The sequence below is a fragment of the Streptomyces sp. NPDC002055 genome, assembly GCF_040296705.1.
In the GTDB taxonomy this organism is placed as follows: domain Bacteria; phylum Actinomycetota; class Actinomycetes; order Streptomycetales; family Streptomycetaceae; genus Streptomyces.
Window position 1 is genome coordinate 142,380 of the sequence record NZ_JBEOXS010000011.1, and the last position, 26,507, is coordinate 168,886.

Consider the following 26,507-nt stretch of genomic DNA (forward strand, 5'->3'; position numbering starts at 1 on the left):
GGGCGGCCTGCACGGCCCGCCCGGGAGCGCCCCACCGGGCCGGGAACCCCCGGTGCCCTCCTGACGATCATGACCGGCGCCCCGAGCCGGACCCCGCCCCCGGCGGGACCCACCTGCGGATGCGGCTGGAACTGCCCGATGGGCCGGGAGCAGAGACAATGGAGTGATGCCGGAGACGAGCCCCGAGAGCCCGGGACCCCGGACGACGGACCGAGCGTACGCCGAGGTCAGGGCCCGGCTGCTCGACGGCTCCTACCGGCCGGGGGAGCTGCTGCACGAGGACACCGTGGCCACCGAGCTCGGGCTGCCGGGCGAGGCGGTGCACGACGCCTTCACCCGGCTCCGGGAGGAGGGCGCCCTGCGGCTCTACCCCACCCGCGGAGCGCTGGTCCTGCCCGCGACCCTGCAGGAGGCCCGGGACGTCATGGAGGCCCGGCTGCTGCTGGAGATCTTCGCCCTGGACTCCGTCGCCGCCCGGAGCCGCACCGAGCTGCGCGAACTGGGCCGGGAGCTGCTGAGCGAGATCCATGAGGTGGGCACGCCCGACGAGGCGATGGCGGTGGGCCGGGCGTTCCACACCCGGCTGGTCCGCGCGGCCGGCAACCCCGTGGTGGCCGACATGCACGTCGCCCTCTGGGACCGGACCTGGCACATCGCCGCCTCCTCCACCGTCGGGCCGGGCAACCCGGAGAACGACGCCGCCGAGCACGCCGCCATCGCCGAGGCCATGGCGATCGGCCGCGGCGGCGATGCCCGCGGGCTGCTGCACCAGCACGTCTCCGCGACCCTGCACCGCATCGGCGTCGTCGAGGAGTTCGCGCTGCCCCGCCCCGCCGACCTCAGCGGATAGCCGCCGCAGACGCGGTGCGCCAGGCGATTTTCGGCCACCCGGCCTCGCCCGCCGTCGTGCCCCCGTCGCCCGTCCCGGACGGCCGCCATCACCGCTCCGACCAGCACGAAGAGCCGCCCCGCCGGGTGCCGTCGCCCCGGTGCGAAGGAACGCTGAAGGGTGCCCCGCGCGACCCCTACGTGGACGTCCTCCGGCCCCCGGGAGAGGCTTGGGGCCATGGAGAACAGCCTGGGAGGCGCCCGGTTCGCGCCCGAGACCACCTACCTCAACACCGCGTCGAGCGGTCTGCTCCCCGCGCGGTCGGCCGCCGTGCTGCGGCAGGCGCTCGACGACGCCGTCACCGGCAGGCCCACACCGGGTCTCGGGAGCGAGTCCGTGGAGCGGACCCGGGAGGCCTTCGCCGACCTGGCCGGGGTGCCCGCCGGCCGGGTGTCGGCGGCGGCCTCGGTGTCGGTGCACACCGGGCTGATCGCCGCGTCGCTGCCCGCCGGGGCCGAAGTCCTCGTCGCGGACGGCGACTTCAGCTCGCTGGTCGCCCCGTTCGCCGCGCGGGCGGACCTGAAGGTGCGCAGTGTGCCGCTGGAGAGCCTGGCCGAAGCGGTCCGCCCCGGTACCGCCCTGGTCGCCGTCAGCTCGGTCCAGTCCGCCGACGGCCGGATCGCCGATCTGGCGGCCGTACGCGAGGCCGCCGCTGCCCACGAGGCCCGGACCCTGGTCGACGCCTCGCAGTCCGTGGGCTGGCTGCCGTTCCGCGCCGACGACTTCGACTACACGGTGTGCGGGGCGTTCAAGTGGCTGCTCTGCCCGCGCGGGGTGTCGTTCCTCGTCGTCCCGGAGGCCTGCGACGCCCTGCCGTCGGTCTACGCCTCCTGGCCGGCCGCCGAGGATCCGCGGGGCAGCTTCTACGGACCGGTGCGGCTCGCCCGCTCGGCCAGTCGTTACGACCAGAGTCACGGTCTGCTGCCGTATCTGGCGGCCCAGCACTCGATCCCGGTGATCGGGGAGGTGGGCGGCCCCGCCGCCGTCGGCGCGCACAACACGGCCCTCGCGGAGCGGTTCCGGGCCGGCCTGGCGCGGCTGGGCCGGGAGCCGCTGCCGGCCCCGGGCTCGGCCATCGTCTCCGTCCCCGGGCTCGGCCGTGCCGAGGACGCGCTGCGCGCCGCCGGGGTGCAGATCTCCGCCCGGGCGGGGAACCTGCGGGTCTCCTTCCACCTCTACAACACCGCCGCCGACGTGGACCGCGTGCTGGAGGTGCTCTCCGGGCTCCCCGACAGTCCCTGACCCGCTCCGTCCCGGGAGGCGTTCCGCGGCCGCCCGGAGAGCTGCCCGCCCGGAGAGCGGCCCGGGACGGAGACCTGCGGGACGCGGACATGACGAGAGCCCCGCCCGGCAACGCACCGAGCCGGGCGGGGCTCTCGTGATCCTGCGGAAGCGCCGAACCTTGCGGACGCGCCAAACCTTGCGGAAGCGTCACTTCCCGCGGAAGCGCGCCGCTCCTTGCGGAAAGCGCAGCCTGCTTCTCGCTACGGCACGGACGTCACCGCACCGGGGTGAAGTCCCGCGCCCCGATGAAGTCCGGGCGCCGGACCGGGGCCGCGAACGGCTCCACGGCCTCGTTCTCCACGCTGTTGAAGACGATGAAGACGTTGCTGCGCGCGAAGGGCGTGATGTTGTCGCCCGAGCCGTGCATGCAGTTGCAGTCGAACCAGGTCGCCGATCCGGCCGAACCGGTGAACAGCTTGATGCCGTGCTGATCGGCGAACTTCGTGAGCGCCTCGTCCGACGGGGTGCCCGCGTCCTGCATCTGCAGCGACTTCTTGTAGTTGTCCTTCGGCGTTGCCCCCGCGCAGCCGAGGAAGGTCCGGTGCGAGCCCGGCATGATCATCAAGCCGCCGTTGGTGTCGTAGTTCTCGGTCAGCGCGATCGAGACGGACACCGTCCGCATGTTCGGCAGGCCGTCCTCGGCGTGCCAGGTCTCGAAGTCCGAGTGCCAGTAGAACCCCGTGGCCCCGAAACCGGGCTTGACGTTGATCCGGCTCTGGTGGACGTACACGTCCGAGCCGAGGATCTGCCGTGCGCGCTCCACCACACGCGGGTCACGCACCAGGCTCGCGAACACCTCGCTGATCTTGTGCACCTCGAAGACCGTCCGGACGTCCTGCGACTTCGGCTCGACGATCGAGCGCTGGTCGGCGCGGATGACCGGGTCGGTGGTCAGCCGGTCGAGCTCGGCACGGTACTTCGCCACCTCGTCCGGAGTGATCAGCTGGTCCACCGTCAGGAAACCGTCGCGATCGAAGTCGCGCAGGTCGGACGGCTGGACCGGGCCGGGAGCTCCCGGCTCGGACCATACGACCGGGTCCAGTCGCGGAGTGCTCACCTCGGTGGCTCCGCGCGTCGGGTAGAGATCGGCCGTTCGCTCGGGTGCGGTGGTCATGGTGGTGCTCCCTCTCCTCTCGTACGTCCCTGCTCTTTCCTTTCCTGCGTGGGGAAGCTCAGTTCTCGGCAGGCTCGGTGAGCAGCGGGTACACACCGTTCTCGTCGTGGTCCTCCCGGCCGGTGACCGGCGGGTTGAACACGCAGACGCAGCGGAAGTCGGTCTTCGGGCGCATGGTGTGACGCTCGTGGCCGTCCAGGAGGTACATCGTTCCCGGAGTGATCCAGTGCGTCTCACCGGTCTCGTCGTTGGTCAGCTCGGCCTCGCCCTCGACGCAGAGCACGGCCTCGATGTGGTTGGCGTACCACATCGACGTCTCGGTGCCCGCGTAGAGCGTCGTCTCGTGCAGCGAGAAGCCCACACGCTCCTTGGCGAGAACGATGCGCTTGCTCTCCCAGGTGCCCGACGCGGCCTTCACGTGCCGGTCGGTGCCCTCGATGTCCTTGAACGAACGGACGATCACGGTGATGGTGCCTTTCTGTTCTACGGTCGGCGGTACGGGGGGTGAGGTCAACCCGTGGGGCCCGGGGGCGGCCGTCGGGCCGCCCCCGGAAACAGCCGTCAGGCCGTCTCGCGCACCGCCCGGGCGAGGATGCGCAGACCCTCGTCCAGCTCCTCCGGGGTCACGGTGAGCGGCGGCAGCAGCTTCACGACCTCGCTCTGCGGACCCGAGGTCTCGATCAGCAGACCCAGCTCGAAGGCGCGGGCGGCGACCTTGTTCGCCCGGTCCTTGTCGGCGAACTCCAGGCCCCAGGCGAGGCCACGGCCGCGGGCGTTGCCGCCCAGCCGCGGGTGCTCCTCGACGATCGCGTTGAGCGCCTGCTCGACCTGCTCGCCGCGGGCGATGGTCTGCTTCTCCATCTGCCCGTCCGCCCAGTAGGTGTCCAGGGCGGCGGCAGACGTCACGAATGCCGGGTTGTTGCCACGGAAGGTTCCGTTGTGCTCACCCGGCTCCCATATGTCCAGCTCGGGCTTGAAGAGGGTGAGCGACATCGGCAGGCCGTAGCCGCTGATGGACTTCGACAGGGTGACGATGTCCGGGGTGATGCCGGCCTCCTCGAAGGAGAAGAAGGCACCGGTACGGCCGCAGCCCATCTGGATGTCGTCGACGATCAGCAGCATGTCGCGGCGCTTGCAGAGGTCCGCGAGGGCACGCAGCCACTCGGCGCGGGCGACGTTGATGCCGCCCTCGCCCTGGACCGTCTCGACGATCACGGCGGCGGGCTGGTTCAGGCCGGAGCCCTGGTCCTCGAGCAGCCGCTCGAACCACAGGAAGTCCGGGACCCGGCCCTCGAAGTAGTTGTCGAACGGCATCGGCGTGCCGTGGACGAGCGGGATGCCCGCACCGGCGCGCTTCATCGAGTTGCCGGTGACGGCCAGCGCGCCCAGCGACATGCCGTGGAACGCGTTGGTGAAGCTGACGATCGACTCGCGGCCCTTGACCTTACGGGCGAGCTTCAGCGCCGCCTCGACGGCGTTGGCGCCTGTCGGGCCCGGGAACATGACCTTGTAGGGCAGGTCGCGCGGGCGCAGGATCGTGTTCTGGAAGGACTCGAGGAAGGCCCGCTTGGCGGTGGTGCCCATGTCGAGACCGTGGGTGACGCCGTCGCGCTCGATGTAGTCGATCAGGGCGCGTTTCAGCACCGGGTTGTTGTGCCCGTAGTTCAGGGCGCCGGCACCGGCGAAGAAGTCGAGGTACGTATGGCCGTCCTCGTCGTACATGTAGCTGCCCTGAGCCCGGTCGAACACGGCGGGCCAGCTGCGGCAGTAACTGCGCACCTCCGACTCCAGGGTCTCGAAGACGCTCAGGGCGGGCGGGGTGATGGTCACAGCGAGCTCCAGGGAGAGTGGCGTGAGGAAGGGAGGAAAGTCTTGGGGGAGGCGGGCTTCAGCGTGGGGGCGCCGGTGCCGCGAGGGGACCGATCCGGTACAGCACCTCGGGCTCGTGCCCGCCGTCGGGGAACAGGCCGCCGTCGAACAGGACCTCTCGCTCCACCGCGGCTCCGTGCCGCTCGGCGAACGAGGTGAACAGCCGGTTCGAGGGGGCGTTGTCGGGGGTGATGGTGGTTTCGACGCTGCGGACGCCGAGTCCGCCGGCGACCCGGAGGGTCAGTCCGTCCAGGAGCGCCGCGGCGAGGCCGCGGCCGCGCTGTGCGTGGTCGACGGCGACCTGCCAGACGACCAGGGTCTGTGGGCGCTCCGGGCGGATGTAGCCGGTGATGAAGCCGACCGGCTCGCCGTCCCCGTCGCGCGCCACCACGGAGGTGGCGGCGAAGTCACGGCACCACAGGAGGTAGCTGTACGAGGAGTTGAGGTCGAGCACCTTGGAGTCGCGGGCAATGCGCCATATCGCGGCTCCGTCCTCGACTCGCGGGGTGTCGAGTTCGAGGCCCTCGGGCATTTCGAGGAATTCGGTGTCGACACCTGCAAGGGCTGCTTGTGCGGCGGTCATGCAAATTAAATTTACCGAGGGCAAATCGAAATCGCATCTCGGGGAGGGGTTACGGAAGTGGGGGTCCATGTGATATCGCGCGTGGACGCGCGGGCGTGCGGACGCTCCGCGGATAGGGCCGTTTTGTCCGGTAATTCCGGGACGAAGCGGACCTGCTGTGGAGTCCGTCACATGTGCGTAACGCCGATGAGACCCATCTGAATTGCGTCACCGACCGACAGAAAACTGGGGCGTTTGAAGGCCGGGAAGGGGGGGAAGAAGCAGGTGGAAAGCTATACGGATGGGTAATTGGAAATCCGCCCGCAAAGGATATGTTAAATCTCTGGCCCCGCAATTGTGGAAGGCGGGGGCAGTATGTGCGTGACCGGTGCGCCCTGCGTCCGGGGGCTCGTACAGTGCGTCCCATGAGCGAGAGTGCTGTGCTGCACATCAGGGGACGGGTGCTGGTCGGGCCGGACGAGGTCCGGGACGAGCTGTGGGTGGTGGACGGCAGGATCACCTACCGGCGGCCGGCGGCCGCACGCGATGTGACCACCGTAACCGGCTGGGCGCTGCCCGGCCTGGTGGACGCCCACTGCCATGTCGGGCTGGACGCCCACGGCCCGGTCGACGAGTCGACCAGCGAGAAGCAGGCGCTGACCGACCGCGATGCCGGGGCGCTGCTCCTCCGGGACGCCGGCTCCCCCTCCGACACCCGCTGGATCGACGACCGCGAGGACCTGCCCCGCATCATCCGCGCGGGGCGTCACATCGCGCGCACCAAGCGTTACATCCGCAACTACGCGCACGAGATCGAGCCCGAGGACCTGGTCGCCTACGTCGCGCAGGAGGCCCGGCGCGGTGACGGCTGGGTCAAGCTCGTCGGGGACTGGATCGACCGCGAGACCGGCGATCTGGGCGTCTGCTGGCCGCGGGGCGCCGTGGAGGCCGCGATCGCCGAGGCGCACCGGCTGGGTGCCCGGGTCACCGCCCACTGCTTCGCCGAGGAGACCCTGGCGCCGCTGGCGGAGGCGGGCATCGACTGCGTCGAGCATGCGACGGGGCTCACCGAGGAGACCATCCCGCTGTTCGCCGAACGCGGCGTCGCCATCGTGCCCACCCTGGTCAACATCGCCACCTTCCCCAAGCTCGCCGACGGCGGCCAGGCGAAGTTCCCGCGCTGGTCGGACCATATGCGGCGGCTCCACGCCCGCCGCTACGACACGGTGCGCTCCGCCTACGACGCGGGCATCCCGGTGTACGTCGGCACGGACGCGGGCGGCTCGCTGGCGCACGGTCTGGTCGGGGCGGAGGTCGCCGAACTGGTCCGGGCGGGCATCCCGCCCCTCGCGGCGCTCTCCGCGACCACCTGGGGCGCGCGGGAGTGGCTGGGCAGGCCGGGGCTCACCGAGGGCGCACCGGCCGACCTCGTGGTCTACGAGGACGATCCCCGTGCGGATGTCCGGGTGCTGACCGCGCCGCGGCGGGTGGTGCTGCGGGGGCGGGTCATCGGCTGAGCGCGGGGGCGGGGCGGCGGCGACGCCGGCCACCGGCGGCGACCGAGGGTGACCGGGCCGGGGCGTCGGGCGTGTCCGGAGCGGAGCGTGGCGGGCGCGGGGGTGACGATCTCCGGGGGTGTGCCACCGGGCCGGGTGTCGAGGTCACGGCCGTGATCGGCGGGCTGCGAGCCGGGCGGCGTATTCGAATGTGATGACGGAAACCACCCGTTGGGATGAACTCACGGCTGGTTGACCTCTGTTCACGCTCAGTACGTAAGTATGTCCGGGTCGTGGTCGTCGGCGCCCCCCGTTGTCCCCTGGGCGGCGCCGGCGGCCCCATGTCTCCTTGGGGGTTTCCACCGTGAACAGCTCTGCCTTCGGCATGCCCGCGCGCCGCGCCGCCGCCATGCTGACCGCCACCGCCCTGGCCGCCGGTCCCGCGGCCGTCCTGGGCGCGGCGCCCGCCCACGCCACCGGTGGCGGCGGCGGGAAGGCCGGGGCCGTCGTGCTCCGCACCGGCCTCGATGTCCGTCTGCTCAACGATTCCGTGCACGTCCCACTGAACGCGACCCTGAACGAGGTGCAGGCCCCCGCGGACGCCGACCGGACCGCGCTGGCGGTGCGGCTGGACGGCGTCGGCCGCGGCCGCCCGGTCAGTGTGCTGCGTGCCGACGCGGCCACCGCTCGCGCCACGGCCGACGCCCGCCGCGCGAAGGCCTACGCCAACCTCGTCCGGGCCAGGGTCCACGTCCCCGGCCTGCCGCTGCTGTCGCTCATCGAGGTCGGGCAGGTCACGTCGAAGGCGGTGTGCCGGGCCGGTCACCGGCCGGAGGCCTCCTCGAACGTGCTGGGCACGGTGCGGGTGCTCGGCAAGAAGGTCACGCTCAGCTCCGGCGGCACGACCCGGGTGCGGGTGCCGCAGGTGGGGGAGGTGCGGCTCGATCTGTCACGGACCGCCACCACCTCGCGGACGGCGGCGGCCACCGCGCTCGCGCTCCGGGTCTCGGTCGATCCGCTCAAGCTGAACGTCGCCAAGGTCCAGGGCCGGGTCACGCTGGCCGAGGCCACCTGCCGGAGCCCGCACGCCGGGGGCAGCCAGGGGTTGGGGAAGCCCGGGGAGCGGCCGGACCACGAGAAGCCGGGGGCGGAGAAGCCCGGCGCGGAGCGGCCCGGGCGCGAGGAACCGGGTGCCGGGCAGCCGGGTGGCGCTCAGAAGCCCGGCGGCGCTCAGAAGCCCGGCGGGGGCGAGCCGGGAGCCGGGAAGCCGGGCGGCGGAGGGCAGCCCGCGCCGGGCGGCACCGACGGCCCGCGGCTCAGCACGCAGACGGGGTCGGGCACGGAACCGGCGGAGGCGGGTGACCGGCCGGCCGGCGGGAACCTCGCCCAGACCGGTGGCAGCTCCACCACCCCGTATCTGGCCGGGGGCGCGGCCCTGCTGGTCGTCGCGGGCGGCGGAGCGCTCGTCCTCGCCCAGCGCCGCCGCCGGGGCTGACCCGCTGCCCCTGGAGCCGACCCTGCCGCCGGGGCCGACCCCGTAGGTGCGGGGTGGCGCCGGGTGGTGTCGCCGGGATCCGCCCCGGTGACGCCACCCGGTGACCTCCCTCGTCAGCCGTCCGCGAGGGCCTTGGCCAGGGCCTCCGTGAAGCGGTCCGTCGTCGTCCGGTCGCGCACCGCGATCCGCAGCCAGTCCGGCCCCAGGCCCGGGAAGGTGTCACCGCGGCGGACCGCGAACCCCCGGTCCCGCAACCGGTCCCGCACGGCGGCGGCTCCGGCCAGCCGGACCAGCACGAACGGCCCCGCGGGCGGCGCGCCCACCTCCACCCCGTCGACCTCGGCCAGCCGGCCCAGCAGATGGGCGCGGTCGGAGGCGATGCGGTGGGCCGCGTGGGCGGCCTCGGCGAGGGCCTGCGACTCACTGCACGCCACCGCCGCCGCCAGGGCCGGTCCGGAGACCGGCCAGAGCGGCTGGGCGCGCTCCAGCGCGGCGATCAGCTCCGGCGCGGCGAGCACGTACCCGATGCGCAGCCCCGCCAGGCCCCAGGTCTTGGTGAGGCTGCGCAGGACCACCAGCCCCGGCAGGTCGGTGCGCCCGGCGAGCGACTCGCCCTCGCCGGGCACGGCGTCCATGAAGGCCTCGTCGACGACGAGAACCCGCCCCGGGCGCGCCAGCCGGGCGAGCGCGTCGGCCGGGTGCAGCACGGAGGTGGGGTTGGTCGGGTTGCCCACCACGACCAGGTCGGCGTCGTCCGGGACCGTCTCCGCGGCCAGCCGGAACCCCGCCCCGGCCGCCAGCAGCACCCGCTCGACCTCGTGTCCGGCGTCCCGCAGCGCGGCCTCCGGCTCGGTGAACTGGGGGTGCACCACCACCGGACGGCGCGCCGGGAAGGCCCGCGCCAGCAGGACGAACGCCTCGGCGGCGCCCGCCGTCAGCAGCACCCGGTCCTCGTCCAGCCCGTGACGGCGGGCCACGGCCGCGCGGGCCGGCCGCCCGTCCGGGTACGCGGCCAGGTCGTCCAGGGACGCGGCGATCCGCTCCTTGAGCCAGGCCGGGGGCGTGCCCGCCCGGACGTTCACCGCGAGATCGGTCAGACCGGCGCCGCCGCCGCGCACCTCCGCGTCCCCGTGGTGGCGCAGATCGAAGGCGGACTCGGCCGGCTCGGGGGATGTCGGCACGGTCACCGTCCCGTCCGGTGGTCGCGGGGTTCCCCGTCGGCGGGCGCGCCGGCCCGCTCGTGCTGCCGCGGAACGGTCACCGGGGCCCCGGCCCACGGCACCGTCGGCCGGGCGCAGGAGTCGCAGAGCTGTTCCGGGCCGCCGCCGACGGCCTCCCGGTACCGCTCCAGGACCAGATCGGCCAGTTCCTCGGCCGGTCCTATGACATCGGCGGAGACCACCTCCACCTCGGGGTGCGCCGAGGCCCAGCCCTCGGACTGCTGCCGCGCACGGTCCGGGAGTGCCCCGGCGAAGAGGAAGTACGGCAGGACCACGATCCGTTGCGCGCCGAGCCGGAGGCAGCGGTCGAGGCCGGACGGCACATCGGGCGCCGCGAGCGAGACGAAGGCCGTCTCCACACCGGCGAAGCCCCGGCCCTCCCAGAGCAGCCGGGCCGCCAGGTGCACCTCGGCGTTGCCGGCCGGGTCGGTGGAACCGGCGCCCACCAGCAGCACGGTGGTGCGCGCCCGGTCGGAGGGCGACCGGGCGGCGTCGCCCAGCGCCTCGTCGAGCCGGCGGTCCAGCGCCCGCAACAGCAGGGGGTGCGGGCCGAGCGCGCGGCCGTAGCGGTAGGCGATGCCGGGGTGCCGCCGCGCCTCGTCGGCCAGCGCGTCGGTCACGCCGTCGGCGGCGCGTCCGGAGCCGACGAGCGTGAGGGGCACGGTCGCGCACCGGGTCACTCCCCGCTCGGCGAGCCCGGCCACGGCGTCCGCCAGCGGCAACGCGGGCCGGGGCGCGGGGTTCCGCGGTGCAGGGTCCCGCGGTGAAAGGCTCCGCGGTGCAAGGTCCTGCGGCGCATGGTTCTGCCGTGCGGCGGGCTGCTCCGGACCGGTGGGGGGAGCGCCGGGCCGTGGCGCCTGTTCGACGAGTCCACCCGCCACGGGCAGTCCGGGTGCGCGCCGTTCCAGCTCCTGGACGAGGGCGTGGACGGCGGCAACTCCCGCTTCGTCGCGGGTTCCGGGGCCGGCGATGAGCAGCGCGGGCGGGGTCGTCACTGTGACTCCTTGGACGTGCGGGTGGGGCCGACCGGTCCGGACGAGGCCGGACCGGCAAGGAGAAGCGGGTGGGGAACCGCCGCGACGCCGGCCGGACCGCTCTTCTCCCCGACGTTACTGATGGTCGTGCCGCGCTGTCTGCGCAGGGCAGCCTTGCTCTTCACCGAACTGTCCGTTCCGACCGGCGTTTCCCCGGTTGTTCCGGCCGTCGCCGCAGCGGCGCCTGCCGCTGCGACGGTGTGCCCGCCGCTGTGCCCGCCGCTGTGCCGAGTGCCGCTCCGGTTGCCCCGCCCGGCGCCCCGCCCGGCGCCCCGCCCGACGGTCCGGCCGTCGCTCCCGCCGCTGCTCCGGCCGGGGGCCCTGTGGCGGCCGCTCCGGGCGGTGTTCCTGCCGCCCTTGCTCCGGTGGGCGCTCCTGGTGCCGGTGCGGCTGCTCCGGGCCGTGTGCCAGCTGTGGTCGCTCCGCTGGGAGTATCTGCCGCGGCTGCTCTGGTCGGTGTTCCTGCCGCGGCTGGTCGGCGGGGTCCCCCTGTCGCCGCAGCTCCCGGCGCCGCGCCGGGTCCGCCGTCCCGGCGCCGGGCCACGGCCGCGGTGACCATCGCCGGGCGGCCTTCGGGCGCCGACTTCCGCTTGGGCACGACGAGTTCGGCCCCCGGCCCGGCGGCCAGCAGCGCGGCGGCCTCGGCGACCCCGGGCGCACCGACGGCGGCGCGGGACGCCTCGGACGGGTGCGGCACCTCCACAGCGGCCAACGCGTCGGCCGGATAGGCCCGCAGAGGCACGCCGAGCCGTTCGGCGGCGCCGAGGAGCCCCGCCTCGTCCGCTTTGGCGTGGACGGTCGCGAGCTCGGCGACCTCGCGTTCCGCGAGCCCGGCCGCGGCGAGGACGTCCCGGATCAGCCCGAACGCTTCCGCACACGACGCCCCCCGGCGCGCCCCGACCCCGACGACGAGGGACGGGAGGCGGCGCGGGACGCCGGTCTCGGCACCGGCTCCCGCGCGGGTCTTGGCATCGGTCTCGGCACCGGCTCCCGCGCGGGTCTTGGCATCGGTCTCGGCACCGGCTCCCGCGCGGGTCTTGGCATCGGTCTCGGCACCGGCCCCCGCACCGGTCTCAGCATCGACCGCGCCGCGGTCGCCGGTCCCGCCGGCCCGTCGTCCCCCACCAGGATTCCCGGCCGCCCCCGCCCCGGTGTCCTCGGAGGTCACCGGATCCCGGCCGGAGGGGCGGACGCCGGCGCGGCCCGGCCGTTCGTGGCGGTTCCGCCGCGTGACGCCGCGCACCGCTCGACGAACCGCCGGGCCACCCCCGGCGCGGCGGCCCAGTGCACATGGACGTACGAGGCGTGCACCCCGCCGTGGACGAACCCCTCCAGCCGGCGCTGCGGGTGCACCAGCCCCCAGGCGGGCGTCGGTCCGGCCCCCGGCTCCAGCACCGTGCGGTGGAACTCGTGGCCGCGCAGCCGGGCTCCCGCGGGAGCCAGCACGTTGTCCGAGACCGCAACCGCCTCCCGGTAGCCGAGGGTCAGCCGCTGCGACATCCGCGCCTCCGCGTCCAGCACCCCGCACATCGGGCTGCCGTCCAGCGACCGGGACAGATACAGCAGGCCGGCGCACTCCGCCGCCACGGGTGCCCCCGACGCGGCCAGGCGGGCCACGGCGGTGCGCAGCGGCTCGTTCGCCGAGAGCTCGGGCGTGTACATCTCCGGGAAGCCGCCCCCGATCACCAGGCCCGAGGCGTTCTCCGGGAGCTCTTCGTCCCGCAGGGGATCGAAGGTCACCACCTGCGCCCCGGCCGCCGTGAGCAGCTCCGTGTGCTCCGCATAGGAGAAGGTGAACGCCGAGCCGCCCGCGACGGCGACCACCGGCCTGCCGCTCCCGGGGCCGCCCACCGCACCGGGCGACGCGGGGGAGCGGGGGGAGTCCGGGGCCGCATCCGTGCCGCCCGCCCCGGCGGTCTCCGTGCCCGGCTCCGGCGAGGTGCTTCCGCCGGTCCATGCGGGGGACCACCGGGCGTCCTCCGCGAGCGCTTCCGCGGGATCCCAGGCCGCGCCCGGCAGCGCGGGAGCGCTGCGGGCCAGCGCGAGCAGCGCCTCCAGGTCGCACCCCGCGCGGATGTGCGCCGCCATGGCCGCGACGGCCTCCACGGCGTCCTCCCGCCGCTCGGCGACCGGCACCAGGCCCAGATGCCGGGACGGAGTGCCCACGCCGTCCGTACGCCGCAGGGCGCCGAGCACCGGTACACCCGAACCGCCCAGCGCCTCCCGCAGCAGCTCCTCGTGCCGGTCCGAGCCGACCTTGTTCAGGATCACCCCGCCGACCCGTACCTCCGGGTCCCAGGAGGCGAAGCCGTGCACCAGCGCCGCCACCGAACGGGACTGCGACGAGGCGTCCACCACCAGCACCACCGGCGCCTTCAGCAGCTTGGCCACATGCGCCGTCGACGCCAGCTCGCCCTGCAGGGCGGCACCGTCGTAGAGGCCCATCACCCCCTCGACCAGGGCCAGGTCGGCCCCCGCCGCGCCGTGCAGGAACAGCGGTGCGATCCGCTCCGGGCCGCACAGGTACGCGTCCAGGTTGCGGCCCGGCCGGCCCGTCGCCAGCGCGTGGTAGCCCGGATCGATGTAGTCCGGGCCGACCTTGTGCGGCGACACGGCCAGGCCGCGCTCGGCGAACGCGGCCATCAGGCCCGTCGCCACGGTCGTCTTGCCGCTGCCGGAGGCCGGCGCCGCTATGACCAGCCGGGGGACGGGCGAGCCGGTGGAGGACATCACCACTCGATGCCCCTCTGGCCCTTCTGCCCCGCGTCCATCGGGTGCTTGACCTTCGACATGTCGGTGACCAGGTCGGCGAAGTCGACCAGCTGCTGCGGTGCGTTACGCCCTGTGATGACGACGTGCTGGGTGCCCGGGCGGTCCCGCAGCACCGACACCACCTCGTCGGGGTCCACCCAGCCCCAGTGCATCGGGTAGGCGAACTCGTCCAGCACGTACAGCCGGTATGCCTCCGCCGCCAGATCGCGCTTGACCTGCTCCCAGCCCTCCTTCGCGGCCTCCTCGCTCGACTCGATGTCGCGCTGGACCCACGACCAGCCCTCGCCCATCTTGTGCCATGCGACCGTCCCCCCTTCGCCGGAGTCACCGAGCACCCGCAGCGCCCGCTCCTCGCCGACGCGCCACTTCGCGGACTTCACGAACTGGAATACACCGACCGGCCAGTTCTGGTTCCACGCCCGCAGCGCCATCCCGAACGCGGCGGTCGACTTCCCCTTGCCGACGCCCGTGTGCACCATCACCAGCGGCCGGTTCCGGCGCTGGCGGGTCGTCAGCCCGTCCTCGGGTACGACACTCGGCTTGCCCTGCGGCATTACGCAGCCCTCCCTGTCCTCGGCAGTCCGGGCGATCCCGGCGTTCCCTGTACATCGCGGACCAGCGACGCCACGCTCTCCGCCCGCAGTTCGTCCAGCGTCACGGCGGTGCCGCCCAGATCGCGGGCGAGCCCGCCCGCCAGTCCCAGCCGCACCGGCCCGGACTCGCAGTCCACGACCACCGACGCCGTGCCCTCCGCGGCCAGCAGCCGCGCGGCCCGGGAGGCGAGCGCGAGCGGCTCCTCCCGGCCGCCGGCGCCGACTCCGGCGTCCGCTCGGGCGCCGACTCCGGCGCCCACCCCTGCGCCCCCTCCGGCCCCGCTCCGGCGCCCCGCACCGGGACCGGTCGCCCGGCCGTCCGTCACCACGACCAGCAGCGGCCGCCGCGAGGGGTCCCGCAGCCGTTCCACCCGCAGCACCTCACGGGCCCGCAGCAGCCCCGCGGCCAGCGGCGTACGCCCGCCGGTCGGCAGGGACTCCAGCCGGGCCGCGCCCGCCTCCACCGACGAGGTCGGCGGCAGCGCCAGCTCGGCGTCCCGGCCCCGGAAGGTCACCAGACCCACCTTGTCGCGCCGTTGGTAGGCGTCGAGCAGCAGCGACAGCACCGCGCCCTTGACCGCGCCCATCCGCTGCCGCGCCGCCATCGACCCGGAGGCGTCCACCACGAACAGCACGAGATTGCCCTCGCGGCCCTCGCGCACCGACTGCCGCAGGTCGTCGCGGCGGACCACCAGCCCCGGCCCGCGCCGCCCGCGCGCATGCTGGTGCGGGGCGGCCGCCTGCACGGTCGCCGCCAGATGCAGCTTGGTGAGCGCGCCCCGGGGCCGTACGGCACCCGTCGTGCGCCCGTGCGCCGTACGCGCCCGCGAGCGCCGCCCGGCCGCGCCCTCGCCCAGCCCGGGCACGCTCAGCATCTTCGTCCGGAACGGCTCCGCCGCGCCGACCGCGCGCTGTTCACCCGCGGCACCCGCGCCCGGGGCGCCGTCCGGCCCGCACTCCTCCCCGGACGCCCCGGGATCGGCCTGCGAAGCCTCCGACGACGGCTCCGGCTGCTCCACCGGCTCCTGCCGCGACCCCGACGGAGCGGGCGCGTCCGCCTCGGTCGGAGCGGGCGCCTCGTCCTCCGGCCGCTCCCCGGACGGCTCCGCGTCCTGCGGACCGGGCGACTCCGGCCCGTCCGAGGGCGATTCGCCGCCCCCGCCGCCGTCCGGGCCCGGATCCGGATCGTCGTCCCCGAACTCGTCCAGGGTCCGGTCCAGCTTCTCCTCGTCCAGCCCCGGCGCGTCGAACGGGTTGCGCCGCCGCCGGTGCGGCAGCGCCAGCAGCGCGGCCTGCCGGACGTCCTCCTTCCGGACCTCCGTACGCCCGGCCCACGCCGCCAGCGCGGTGGCCGTCCGCGCCGTCACGATGTCCGCGCGCATCCCGTCGACCTCGAACGCCGCGCACACCGCCGCGATCCGGCGCAGCGCACCGTCCCCGAGCCGCACCGACGGCAGCAGCGCCCGCGCGGCGGCGATCCGCTCGCGCAGTTGCCGCTCCTCGGCCGCCCAGCGCTCCGCGAAGCCCGCCGGGTCCTCGTCGTAGGCCAGCCGCCGGCGGACGACCTCCACCCGCTGGTCCGGCTCCCGCGAGGCCGCGACCTCCACGGTCAGCCCGAACCGGTCGAGCAACTGCGGCCGCAGCTCGCCCTCTTCCGGGTTCATGGTGCCGACCAGCAGAAAGCGGGCCGCGTGCCGCACGGAGACGCCCTCGCGCTCCACGTACGAGGCGCCCATCGCCGCCGCGTCCAGCAGCAGGTCCACCAGATGGTCGTGGAGGAGGTTGACCTCGTCCACGTACAGCACCCCGCGGTGCGCGTCCGCCAGCAGGCCCGGCTCGAAGGCCTTCCGGCCCTCCGACAGGGCCCGTTCGATGTCCAGGGCGCCGACGAGCCGGTCCTCCGAGGCGCCCACCGGGAGTTCGACCATCCGGGCCGGCCGGGAGACACCCGCCGCCGGCTCGTGCGGCCCGTCCGGGCAGGACGCGTCGGGGGCCGCCGGATCGCAGGAGAACCGGCAGCCCGGAACCACGTCCACCGCCGGCATCAGGGCGGCCAGCGCCCGCACCGCGGTCGACTTCGCCGTGCCCTTCTCACCGCGCACCAGCACTCCGCCGACCGCCGGGGAGACCGCGTTGAGCAGCAGCCCCAGTCGCAGGTCGTCCATGCCGACGATCGCCGTGAACGGGTAGCTCGGCACCGCGGGGGCGCCGGCCGCGCCGCCGCCCCCACTCGCCGCGTCCGGTCCCGCGGCCGAAGCCGTCGTGGTCGTCATACGTCATCCTCCAGGTCACCCTCGAGCTGCGGGCAGGTCGCGCGGGGCCGCTCATGGGCCCCTGGTTCCGCCGCTGTCGTCCGGGCCGTCGTCCACCGGCCGCTGAGCCACCGGCTCCCGGTCCACCGGCCCTTGATCCACTGCTGACTGATCCGTCGTCCGGCCGTCCCTCGGCATCTCTCCCGCCGGCCCGTCATCTCCCGTCGGTCCGTCGTCTCCCGTCGGCTGGTCACGGCGCCCCCGGAGCGACGAAGGGGAGCCCCGGCGGGGGCCCCGACTCGATCAGCCGCAGCAGTGCGTCCGTGTCGGCGTGCTCCTCGATCAGATCGCCGAGCCGGTCCAGCTGCTCCTCGCGGAGCGCCGCGAAGCAGGTGTCCGGCGCCGGGACGAAGCGCCGCCCGGCCGCCCGCGCGACCCGGCTCAGGAACGCCCGCCGGAAGCCGTCGCTCTCCAGCGAGCCGTGCCAGTGCGTCCCCCAGACCGACCCCGCCCGGCAGCCGTCCAGGAACTCCTCGTCCGCCGGCCCGACCTCGGCCACGCCATGGTGGATCTCATAGCCCTCGACCCGTTCGCCGAGCGCCTCGCCCACCGGCCGGGCCAGCGTCTTCTCCGGCGCGAACCGGACGCGCACGGGCAGCAGTCCCAGCCCGTCCACCGTCCCCGCCCGCGACTCGACCTCGTCCTCGATGCGTTCGCCCAGCATCTGGAAGCCGCCGCAGATGCCCAGCACCGGACGGCCCTCCGCGGCCCGCCGCGCCACCGCGTCGGCGATGCCGCGCTCCCGCAGCCACGTCAGGGCCCGCACGGTGCCCCGGGTGCCCGGCAGGACCACCAGGTCCGCGTCGGCCAGCTCCTCCGGCCGGTCCACGAAGCGCACCACCACGCCGGGTTCGGCCGCCAGCGCGTCCACATCGGTGAAGTTCGACATCAGCGGCACCGCGGCGACCGCGACCCGCAGGACGTCCTGCCCGTGCGGTGGCGCGACGACCGACTCGCGGACCGTGCCGCGCAGCGACACCCGCAGCCCGTCCTCCTCGTCGATGCCCAGCCCGTGCGCGTACGGCAGGACGCCGAGCGTGCGCCGCCCGGTGAGCCCGTGCAGCATGTCCAGACCGGGTTCCAGCAGGGAGACGTCACCGCGGAACTTGTTGACCAGATAGCCGGAGACCAGCGCCTGGTCCTCCCGGGCCAGCAGCGCCGTCGTGCCGAAGAACGAGGCGAACACCCCGCCGCGGTCGATGTCCCCGACCACGACCACGGGGAGCCGGGCCGCCCGGGCCAGGCCCATGTTCACGATGTCCGTGCGCCGCAGGTTGATCTCCGCCGGACTGCCCGCCCCTTCACAGATCACCGCGTCATACGTGCCCCGCAGCTCCTCCAGGCACTCCACCACGGTCTCCAGGAGCTGTCCGCGGTCGGTGTACCGCCGCTGCCGCTCCGGAGCGCCCGCGGCGTCCCCGAAGTAGCCGCGGGCGCTCATCTCCCCGACCGGCTTCCCCAGCAGCACCACCTGGCTGGTGCGGTCGCTCCCGGGCTTGAGCAGCACCGGGTTCATCAGCGCGCTCGGCTCGACGCGGGCGGCGGCGGCCTGCATGGCCTGCGCCCGGCCGATCTCCGCGCCCTCCCGGGTGACGAACGAATTCAGCGACATGTTCTGCGCCTTGAAGGGCGCGACGGACACCCCCTTGCGGGAGAGCCACCGGCAGATCCCCGCGGTGACCACGCTCTTCCCGGCGTCGGAGGTGGTGCCGGCGACGAGCAGCCCGCCGCCTGAGTGGTGCGTGTCCGGCCCGTTCATCCGCTCCCCCTTCCGGCGGCCGGGCGCCGCGGGCGGCTCCGCACCAGGCCGCCCGCGACACAGAGCGCGAGGGCCAGGGCGTTGACGCGCCGGGACAGCCGGACCGCGCGTTCGATGTCCGGCACCGCCACCGGACGGTTCTCCCCGCCGAGCACCGGCCGGTGTTCGACCCGGCCGCGGTAGGCCAGGGTGCCGCCCAGGCGGACGCCGAGCGCCCCCGCGAAAGCGGACTCGACCGGTCCGGCATTGGGGCTGGGGTGCCGCCGGGCGTCCCGGCGCAGCACCCGCCAGGCCCCCCGCGGATCCGGTCCGGCGAGCACCGCCAGCGCGGCGGTGAGCCGCGCACCGGGGAAGCCCGCCACGTCGTCCAGCCGCGCCGCGGCCCAGCCGAACCGCAGATGGCGCGGCGACCGGTGGCCCACCATCGCGTCGAGGGTGTTGACCGCGCGGAAGCCGACGAGGCCGGGCACTCCGGCGACGGCTCCCCACACCAGGGCTCCCACGACCGCGTCCGAGGTGTTCTCGGCGACCGACTCGACCACGGCACGGGCGATCTGCTGCCCGTCCAGGGCCTGCGGATCCCGGCCGCACAGATGCGGCAGCCGTTCGCGGGCGACCTCCAGGTCCCCTGCGGCCAGTGCGCCGCCCACGGCGCGCGCCTCCCGGCCCAGCGATGTCCCGCCCAGCACCGCCCAGGTGGCGGCGGCGGTCAGCCCGGCCGTGGCGGCGGGGGAGCGGCGCAGCGAGCGCGCGAGTACGGCGGAGGCCGCGGTGGCGCCGCCGGCGAGCAGGGCGGTGTGCAGCGCCCCGGCCCCGCGGTGGTCGCGCCAGAGCCGGCGCTCGACGGCCGCGGCGGTCCGGCCGAACGCGGCGACGGGGTGACCGCGCCGCGGGTCACCGAGTATCAGGTCGGCGGCGAAGCCCAGGGCGGTGCCGAGGCCGGCCGCGCCCGCGGCGGCGAGTCCGTGTCGTCCCCTCACCGTGCGATCCGTCCCCTCCGGGCGTGATGGGCACGCATCGGATCAGCCGGCCGTCGCGCCTCGGCGGGAACATCCGGGAACGGCTCTGGGCGTACGGGAACAGCCGGGCATCGCGATCGTCCTCACTCAGGGTCCGCGCCCTGGCTCGACGTACCGGCGGTGAGAGTCTCCTGGCTTCCGGATCGGCGCGTCCCCGGGCCTTCCAGCCCGTCGCTGCGGGCCGTGACATCTCGGGTGGGGGTGCGCTCCCCGGTGACAGTGGCGGGACCGCGCCGGACTCGCACCGGCTTCCTCTCCTGCCGCCGTTGGGCCCCGGCAGTCCACCACGGGCCGCGAAGGCCCGTCAACTTGCGCTTGACCTGCGACGGGAGAGTGTGCCGCGCCCCACAGCGGACGACCGCGCCCCGCCCGGGGCGCACACGACGGTCCGCCGGGCCGGACGGCGCGGGGTGCGCTGTCCGGCCCGGCGGACCGGTTGCGGGCGGGGGCCGTTCGCCCCGGCCCGTCAGGCGACGATCAGATTGATGCCGTACGCCACGGCGGCCAGGCACAGGCCGTAGCAGACGTAGGCGCCGGTCCGGGCCAGGGAGCCGGGGGCGGTCACCGTGGCGGTGCCGTCCGGCTGGGTCCGCGTCCGGCGGGAGGTGCCGACGATGCCGAGGGTGAACAGGCCCACGAGCGCGACGGTCGCCACGAGGCTGACGCCGAAGACCTGGCCGAGAGCTGCCCAGTCGATGTTCATGACGGTGGGTTCCTTACCTAGACCGTGACCTTGGCGGCGGACTGGCCGGCCTGCGCGCTCTGCGGGGCCTTGCCCTGCACGGCGACTCCGGCGACCGGGGCGCCGGTGACGGCGTCGGACGCCTCACCGGAGACCGCGGAGCCGACCGGCGGCGGGGAGACCGTGCGGAGGGCGGCGGTGACGACGCCCGGCGGCTCGGTGGCCCCGGTCTCGTTGACGTTGGTGTGGTCCACCGGCTTGCGGCGGGAGAGCGCCCAGATCGCGCCGCAGGCCACGAGCGCGAGGACGGCGACGGTGGCGACGCCCCAGGTGCCCTGGCCGGCGAGGAGCGCCGCGGCCGCCGCGACGAGGCCGGCGGCCGGAAGCGTCAGACCCCACGCGGCCACCATGCGGCCCGCGGTCGACCAGCGGACGACCCCGCCCTTGCGGCCGAGGCCGGAGCCCATGACCGAGCCGGAGCAGACCTGGGTGGTGGAGAGCGCGAAACCGAGGTGCGAGGAGGCCAGGATGACGGTCGCGGCGCCGGTCTGGGCGGCGAAGCCCTGCGGCGGCTGGATGTCGGTGAGGCCCTTGCCCATGGTGCGGATGATCCGCCAGCCGCCCAGGTAGGTGCCGAGCGCGATGGCGACACCGGCCGAGACGATGACCCACATCGGCGGGTCGGCCTGCGGGGCGAGCGCGCCGCCGGTGATCAGCGCCAGGGTGATGACACCCATCGTCTTCTGCGCGTCGTTGGTGCCGTGCGCCAGGGAGACCAGCGCGGCGGAGGCGATCTGCCCGGCGCGGTAGCCCTTGGCGGTCTCCCGCTCGTCCTGGTTCCGGGCCAGCCGGTAGGTGAGCCGGGTCGCGACCATCGCGGCGATGCCGGCCACCAGCGGCGCGGCAACGGCGGGGATCAGGACCTTCATGACGACCGCGTCGGCGTTGACGGCGCCGAAGCCGACGGACGCCACGGTCGCGCCGATCAGACCGCCGAACAGAGCGTGCGACGAGCTGGAGGGGAGCCCCGCCAGCCAGGTCAGCAGATTCCAGATGATGGCTCCGACCAGCCCCGCGAAGATCACTTCGGGCCGGATGCCGGAACCCTCGTCGATGATGCCGCCGGAGATCGTCCGGGCGACCTCGATGGAGAGGAAAGCGCCGATCAGGTTGAGGACCGCCGACATCGCCACCGCCGTTCTGGGCTTGAGAGCCCCGGTGGAGATGGTGGTGGCCATGGCGTTGGCGGTGTCGTGGAAGCCGTTCGTAAAGTCGAACACCAAGGCCGTGATGATCACGATCCCGATGAGAAGCGTGATGTGTTCCATTCACCCAGGCAATCAGCTCGTTGGTCAGTGGCACGGCGAACGTAGAGACGGCGAGTGAACGGAAGGTGAACTGAGGGGGTGTTTGGAGTGTCGCCCTCTCAGGGCGCCCTGAAGGTGCTGTTCCCTTTCGCCCGCCGGGAGTTCTCCGGAGCGTCGGATTCTGTCATGGGCGAGCCTGTGAGCTGGGAGGCGGTCGATGGGCGCGCTCCGTCCCCCGGGAGCCCGCCGTGGCCGGCGCGCGGCCGGAAAATGAAGCGGTGTGTGCGGCGCCGGGGTGCGACCGGCTCGTCGCGGGCGGGCGCGGGGGAGTTGAGACCGGTGGCTATGAATCCCTCTATGGATACGCATCTGATGCCATATGGAGTAAATCACCCCCGAGGGTGTGTGATGCCCCCTCAGGCTCGCCTCGACGTTCCATTCATCCTATTTGACACGCTTTCCCGGAGCAGGCTCCGGCCGGGCCGGCGCCCGGTGCGCGAGCCGATGTCCCGTACCTGACAGGATCGGCGGCGGAGGTGAGGGCCTTGACCGAGACCGAGCGCACCCGCATCGAAGAGGCATGGGCCGAGCTGGTGGCCACCGCACGGCGGACGGTCGCCGACGGACTCGTGGTCGGCACCTCGGGCAATGTGTCCGTACGCGTCGGCGACACCGTCCTGGTGACCCCGACCGGCGTGCCCTACGACCGGCTCACCCCGCAGGACGTCGTCGGCGTCGGCCTCGACGGCCGCCAGGTGCTCGGGGAACTGGAGCCGACCAGCGAGGTGCCGATGCACCTGGCCGTCTACCGCAGCACCGACGCCGCCGCGGTGGTGCACACCCACGCCGTCCACGCCACCGCCGTCTCCCTGCTGGTCGACGAGCTCCCGCCGGTCCACTACATGACCGCGGCCCTCGGCGGCCCGGTCCGGGTCGCCCCCTACGCGCTCTACGGCAGTGACGCGTTGGCCGAGAACATGCTCCGGGCGCTCCACGACCGCACCGCCTGTCTGCTGCGCAACCACGGGACCGTCGTGCACGGCGCCACCCTCGCCCAGGCCTACGACCGCACCGCCCAGCTGGAGTGGATGTGCCGGGTCTGGCTGACCGCCCGGTCCGTCCCCGGCCACACGCCGAGCCTGCTGTCCGCCGGCCAACTCCGCGAGGCCGGCGAGAAGCTGCGCGGCTACGGCCAGCCGCGGCGGGACTGACGCCCCGGCACCCCCGGCACCCGACACCCGGCGCTCACCCGGCCGCGGACGCCCACTGGCCGCCCGCCCCGCCCCCGCTCACACTGAGCGGATGGGCCTGCGAACAGCGGCGGCCTCGGCCGCCCTCACCGTGCTCGGGGCCGGTGCGGCCGCCGTGGCGGCCGGCCGGCACGCCAGCGGCGCCGCCCTCGAACCCCACCGGCTGCGTCCGCTGCCCGCCGACCCGCCGCTCACCGTGCACGGCGTCGCCGACGGCCGGATCACTCTGACCCGCAGCCTCACCGCCCTGCGGCCCGGCACCTACGGCCTGACCGGCGGCGGGACCCACGCCGTCGTCGGGCCGGTCCTGAAAGGTGTGCCGCACGCCCCGGACGTCGTCGTCCGCCGCCTGGAGCGGGTCACCCACGGCAGCCTCGGACCGGGCTCCCGGCTCTGGCTCACCCCGCAGGTGCACATCGGCAACCCGCGCGACGCGCTCGGCCTCGACCACGCCGACGTCGACGTCCCCGGTGACCGCGGGCCGCTCCCCGCCTGGTTCGTGCCCGGCGCCCGCGACACCTGGGTGATCACCGTGCACGGCCTCGGCACCGGCCGCGAACACCCCATGGTCGTCATGCCCTTCCTCCGCCGGCACCGCTTCCCCGTACTGGACCTCGGCCACCGCGGCGACCTGGGAGCCCCCCGTCCCCGGGACGGCATCCAGCACCTCGGGGCCACCGAGTGGCGCGACCTGGACGCGGGCATGAGCTACGCGGCCCGCTACGGCGCGGAGCACATCGTGCTGTACGGCTGGTCCACCGGCGCCACGATGGCGCTCATCGCCGCCGCGCACTCCCCGCTGCGGCACCTCCTGAGCGGGCTCGTCCTGGACTCCCCGGTCCTGGACTGGCGGGCGACGGTGGGCGCGCTCGCGTCCGCCGCCGGAGCCCCGAGGCCGCTGCTGCCGCTGGCCGTCCGCGCCGCGCAGGGCCGGCTCGGACTCGACGGCGACCTGCTCGGCGGCTCCGCCGATCCGGAGCACCTGTCCGTACCGGCCCTCCTGCTGCACGGCCCGGACGACACGATCGCCCCCTGGGAGACCTCCCGGGCACTCGCCGAGCGCCGGCCCGACCTCGTCACCCTGCACACCGTGCCGCACGCCCCCCACGCCGCGATGTGGAACGCCGACCCGCGGGGCTACGAGGAGGCCCTGCGGCGCTTCCTGACCCCGCTCATGTGACCGTTCCGCCCCGCCCGCGTGCGCGGATTCCCGCTGCGCGGTGCCGCTGGACCAGGAGCTGCCGCCCGGCCCGTCCGCGTGTGCGGATCGTGCGCGGATTCCGGCGCGCGCGGGGCTGCGGATTCCGGCGCGCGCGGGGCTTCGGCGGCGCCCGGAGAGGTCCGTGCCCCCGCCCCACACGCCGCCGTGACCTGCGGTTCAGCGCGCGAGAGGCCCCGCGCGCGGATTCCGATTGGGCTTTCGGGCCGTCAGCGGGAAGACTGCTCCCGTGACGTCCCGTACTCCGCGCGACTCCAGGCTCCGCCTCGTCCCCCGACGGCCGATCGCCACCGCTGCCCGTCAGGCGGTGACGAACCATCGGGCCCGGCCGGCGCCCCGGCCCCCCGCGGGCACTCCGGCACCCGCGGAGCTGGCACGGCAGGCGCGGTCCGGCCTGGCCGGTGCCGTGCGGGTCGCGCGCTGGGCGGACGCCGCGGGCGGCACCGGGTTGCGGCCCGGGGGCACCGGCGTCCTCGGCGACGACGCGGCCGAACGGGCCGCCACCGCCCTGCGGTTGACTCCGGCACAGGTACGGGCCGACTGGGACCGGGCACGCCTCGCCGGTCTCGTCGAACTCTGCGGCGACACCGCCCGCCCCGGCTGGCGGCTCCAGGCGTGGGACGGCGACGACAGCGCCGTACTGCGCGGCTGGGTCGCGCTCTTCGACGCCTGGTCGCTCGCCCACCCGGTGCCCGCCGCCTTCGCCCCCACCGTCGTCGGCGAAGTGGTGGAAGCCGTCCCGCAGCTCCTCTCCCTGCTGCAGCTCTCGGCCGGGCCTGTGCTGCTGTCCGCGCTGATGGACCTGCTCGAACAGCGCGTCGCCGAACTGCGCACCGAGCGCTGCGAGGTCCCCGCCTACACCGCCGCCGAAGCGGAAGCCGGCGCCACCCCGGCCGGCACCACCGAAGCGGGCACCACCGACGCCGGCGGAACCGGAACCGGCGGAACCGGAACCGGACGGCGCGTCAGCGAGGCCGAACCGCCCGCCGTGGACGGCCCGCCGCCCGCCGCCCTGCTGGACTGGGCCCTCGAAGCCCTGGCCTCCGTCGGCGCCCTCACCCTCGACGGCGACCAGGCCACGCTCACCCCGCTGGGCAACTGGGCCGTCTGGGTCAAGCTCGAACAGATCTGTGTGGCCGCCCAGAGCCCGGCGGGCAACATCGAGCAGTCCGCCGAGGACATGCTGCGCGGCTGCGCCCGGCTCACCCCCGGGCCCGCCCGCGCCGAGTACCGCGCCTGGCTCGCGGCCCGCCCGGTGGGCAGCGCCGTGAGCGAACTCCTCGCGGCGGCCCGGGGCCACGACGCCCTGCTCCGCGGACTCGCCTTCGAAGCGCTGCGCGTCGTCGGCGCCCCGGCCGAGCCCGCCGTGCGGGACGCGGTCGACGAGCCGTACCTCCGCCCCTACGCCCTGCTCTGGCTGGCCGAACAGGAGGGCGGCGACCCGGAGGACACCCTGGCGGTGCTCACCCGCGAGGAGGCCACCTGGCTGTGGGTCGACACCGCGGCGGCCGTCGCCGACCACGGCGAGAGCCCGCTGCTGGTCCGCCATCTCGACGCCGCGGTGCAGGGCACGGTCCCGGCCCTGCTCGCCGAGGTACGGGCCGTCGGCCACCCGCGCACGGTGCAGGTGCTCGTCGCCCTCGCCGCGGCCCACCCGGACCCGGCGCTCGCCAAGGCCGTCCGCCGCGCTGCCTTCCAGGTGCACACCGGCGGGGTCTGAGCGAGGCGGGGGCGGGCACCGGCAGCCTGCCGCCGGTCTCCCGGCGCGGGCACCGGGAGACCACCCGCACCGCCGGGCCCCGCCCTCCCCGTTCGGTACGGAACCCCGCATCACGCCCGGCCCGATGTCCCGTTCGGGAGGGGGCGCACCGAGGGCGCACACCCGGCAGGGGCGCCGCACCCGGGAAGGTCCGGAAGCCGCCCGCGGAAGGCGGTTACGCCGCTCCGGCCGGGGCGTAGGTGCCGAAGCTCCACACGTTGCCCTCGGCGTCCCGCGCCATGTAGTCGCGCGAGCCGTAGTCCTGGTCGGTCGGCGGCATCAGGATCTCCGCGCCGTGCGCGGCGGCCCGCTCGTAGTGCGCGTCGATGTCCTCGACCACCACATAGATCCCGGCGGGTCCGGCGTCCCGCATCGCCTCGGCGAAGACCCCGGCCCGCCCCTTGGAGCCCAGCATCACCACGCCGTTGCCGCAGCTCAGTTCGGCGTGGGTGACCACATCGCCCTCGCCCGTGTACACCGCGTCGGCCGTGAAGCCGAACGCCTCCGTGAGCAGCTTGATGGCCGCCTGGGCGTCCGCGTAGAGCAGCGTGGGGTGGATGGTCGGCCGGTTGCTCTCTGCCATGGCGCTCACTCCTCGTCGAACCCGCTCCGCCGCGCGCGGGCGCCGCGCCGCACCGTCGAGGTGCCGGGCACCGCGCAGGGCCGCGGCCGGCGCGGCGGACGCCGTCGGCGGCCGCCGCCCGCCACCCGCCGGGGGCAGCCACACACCACGATTATGAGTGAAGTGCGTCACCTTCACCGCGTGCGGCGGCTCCGGGCGTGCCCCGGACACGGCGCGGCGGCCCGGTCGCGGACGGCGGGTGCCGCGAGGTCGATGCCGTCGGCCACGCCCCACAGCAGATAGCCGGACC

Annotated in this window: 22 protein-coding genes and 1 riboswitch; of the genes, 7 read left to right on the forward strand and 15 right to left on the reverse strand. The window is 74.9% G+C overall.

The window, feature by feature from the left end; translation table 11 throughout:
* Positions 1-166 precede the first annotated feature (166 nt).
* Together ABT112_RS09360 and ABT112_RS09365 are read left to right on the forward strand one after the other, a co-directional pair.
* Positions 167-850, forward strand: coding sequence for a GntR family transcriptional regulator (locus ABT112_RS09360; protein WP_351507328.1), 684 nt, complete (start codon positions 167-169; stop codon positions 848-850).
* A 216-nt stretch (positions 851-1,066) separates the two neighbouring features.
* Entirely contained in the window at positions 1,067-2,131 is a 1,065-nt protein-coding gene (locus ABT112_RS09365; RefSeq protein WP_351507330.1) for an aminotransferase class V-fold PLP-dependent enzyme, read from the forward strand.
* Positions 2,132-2,387: 256 nt separating this feature from the next.
* Here the strand turns inward: ABT112_RS09365 and thpD are convergent, their stop codons facing one another.
* From thpD to ectA, 4 genes are all read right to left on the reverse strand, one after another.
* Complete coding sequence (thpD, locus tag ABT112_RS09370) at positions 2,388-3,287, reverse strand: ectoine hydroxylase (protein WP_351507332.1); 900 nt, start codon at positions 3,285-3,287, stop codon at positions 2,388-2,390.
* 58 nt (positions 3,288-3,345) lie between these two features.
* A complete protein-coding gene (locus ABT112_RS09375; protein ID WP_351507333.1) occupies positions 3,346-3,750 on the reverse strand; it encodes an ectoine synthase in 405 nt (134 codons plus the stop codon).
* A gap of 98 nt (positions 3,751-3,848) precedes the next feature.
* A complete protein-coding gene (gene ectB / locus ABT112_RS09380; RefSeq protein WP_351507335.1) occupies positions 3,849-5,117 on the reverse strand; it encodes a diaminobutyrate--2-oxoglutarate transaminase in 1,269 nt (422 codons plus the stop codon).
* Between the two features lie 58 nt (positions 5,118-5,175).
* Positions 5,176-5,739: a diaminobutyrate acetyltransferase gene (gene ectA, locus ABT112_RS09385; RefSeq protein ID WP_351507337.1), complete on the reverse strand. Its 564-nt coding sequence runs from the start codon at positions 5,737-5,739 to the stop codon at positions 5,176-5,178.
* A gap of 404 nt (positions 5,740-6,143) precedes the next feature.
* On the opposite strand from ectA, the gene ABT112_RS09390 reads away from it, so the two are divergent.
* Both ABT112_RS09390 and ABT112_RS09395 read left to right on the forward strand, forming a co-directional pair.
* Positions 6,144-7,235, forward strand: a complete 1,092-nt coding sequence (locus tag ABT112_RS09390) for an amidohydrolase family protein (protein ID WP_351507339.1) — start codon at positions 6,144-6,146, stop codon at positions 7,233-7,235.
* 388 nt (positions 7,236-7,623) lie between these two features.
* On the forward strand, positions 7,624-8,709 hold the full coding sequence (locus ABT112_RS09395) for an SCO1860 family LAETG-anchored protein (protein WP_502975294.1): 1,086 nt from the start codon (positions 7,624-7,626) through the stop codon (positions 8,707-8,709).
* Positions 8,710-8,822: 113 nt separating this feature from the next.
* Here ABT112_RS09395 and cobC read toward each other — a convergent pair whose 3' ends face one another.
* The 10 genes from cobC to ABT112_RS09445 form a co-directional block, all read right to left on the reverse strand.
* Positions 8,823-9,896 carry an Rv2231c family histidinol phosphate aminotransferase CobC gene (cobC, locus tag ABT112_RS09400; RefSeq protein WP_351507341.1) on the reverse strand — a complete coding sequence of 358 codons (1,074 nt, stop codon included), beginning with the start codon at positions 9,894-9,896 and terminating at the stop codon, positions 8,823-8,825.
* Complete coding sequence (locus ABT112_RS09405) at positions 9,893-10,924, reverse strand: sirohydrochlorin chelatase (protein WP_351507343.1); 1,032 nt, start codon at positions 10,922-10,924, stop codon at positions 9,893-9,895. The genes cobC and ABT112_RS09405 overlap by 4 nt, the downstream gene beginning before the upstream one ends.
* A 160-nt stretch (positions 10,925-11,084) precedes the next feature.
* Positions 11,085-12,131: a cobalamin biosynthesis protein gene (locus ABT112_RS35335; RefSeq protein WP_502975293.1), complete on the reverse strand. Its 1,047-nt coding sequence runs from the start codon at positions 12,129-12,131 to the stop codon at positions 11,085-11,087.
* On the reverse strand, positions 12,128-13,693 hold the full coding sequence (locus ABT112_RS09415; RefSeq protein WP_351507345.1) for a cobyrinic acid a,c-diamide synthase CobB: 1,566 nt from the start codon (positions 13,691-13,693) through the stop codon (positions 12,128-12,130). Before ABT112_RS09415 ends, ABT112_RS35335 begins: the two co-directional genes overlap by 4 nt.
* Positions 13,693-14,289, reverse strand: a complete 597-nt coding sequence (cobO, locus tag ABT112_RS09420) for a cob(I)yrinic acid a,c-diamide adenosyltransferase (RefSeq protein WP_351507346.1) — start codon at positions 14,287-14,289, stop codon at positions 13,693-13,695. Before cobO ends, ABT112_RS09415 begins: the two co-directional genes overlap by 1 nt.
* Entirely contained in the window at positions 14,289-16,493 is a 2,205-nt protein-coding gene (locus ABT112_RS09425; RefSeq protein WP_351507379.1) for a putative cobaltochelatase, read from the reverse strand. Before ABT112_RS09425 ends, cobO begins: the two co-directional genes overlap by 1 nt.
* A gap of 337 nt (positions 16,494-16,830) precedes the next feature.
* A complete protein-coding gene (locus ABT112_RS09430; RefSeq protein WP_351507348.1) occupies positions 16,831-18,399 on the reverse strand; it encodes a cobyric acid synthase in 1,569 nt (522 codons plus the stop codon).
* Positions 18,396-19,379 (reverse strand): cobalamin biosynthesis protein, encoded by a 984-nt coding sequence (locus ABT112_RS09435; RefSeq protein ID WP_351507350.1) that lies wholly within the window; start codon positions 19,377-19,379, stop codon positions 18,396-18,398. The genes ABT112_RS09430 and ABT112_RS09435 overlap by 4 nt, the downstream gene beginning before the upstream one ends.
* 164 nt (positions 19,380-19,543) lie before the next feature.
* A riboswitch (cobalamin riboswitch) is annotated at positions 19,544-19,672 on the reverse strand.
* Positions 19,673-19,884: 212 nt separating this feature from the next.
* On the reverse strand, positions 19,885-20,121 hold the full coding sequence (locus tag ABT112_RS09440; protein WP_351507352.1) for a hypothetical protein: 237 nt from the start codon (positions 20,119-20,121) through the stop codon (positions 19,885-19,887).
* Positions 20,122-20,138: 17 nt separating this feature from the next.
* The gene (locus ABT112_RS09445) at positions 20,139-21,428 is read right to left on the reverse strand and encodes an inorganic phosphate transporter (RefSeq protein WP_351507354.1); all 1,290 of its coding nucleotides are present in this window, start codon (positions 21,426-21,428) and stop codon (positions 20,139-20,141) included.
* 524 nt (positions 21,429-21,952) lie between these two features.
* Here ABT112_RS09445 and ABT112_RS09450 point away from each other — a divergent pair.
* From ABT112_RS09450 to ABT112_RS09460, 3 genes are all read left to right on the forward strand, one after another.
* Entirely contained in the window at positions 21,953-22,618 is a 666-nt protein-coding gene (locus ABT112_RS09450) for a class II aldolase/adducin family protein (RefSeq protein ID WP_351507356.1), read from the forward strand.
* A 91-nt stretch (positions 22,619-22,709) separates the two neighbouring features.
* Positions 22,710-23,837: an alpha/beta hydrolase family protein gene (locus tag ABT112_RS09455; protein ID WP_351507358.1), complete on the forward strand. Its 1,128-nt coding sequence runs from the start codon at positions 22,710-22,712 to the stop codon at positions 23,835-23,837.
* A 268-nt stretch (positions 23,838-24,105) separates the two neighbouring features.
* Entirely contained in the window at positions 24,106-25,596 is a 1,491-nt protein-coding gene (locus ABT112_RS09460; RefSeq protein ID WP_351507360.1) for a hypothetical protein, read from the forward strand.
* A 214-nt stretch (positions 25,597-25,810) separates the two neighbouring features.
* Here ABT112_RS09460 and ABT112_RS09465 read toward each other — a convergent pair whose 3' ends face one another.
* On the reverse strand, positions 25,811-26,218 hold the full coding sequence (locus ABT112_RS09465) for a VOC family protein (protein ID WP_351507362.1): 408 nt from the start codon (positions 26,216-26,218) through the stop codon (positions 25,811-25,813).
* Positions 26,219-26,507 lie beyond the last annotated feature (289 nt).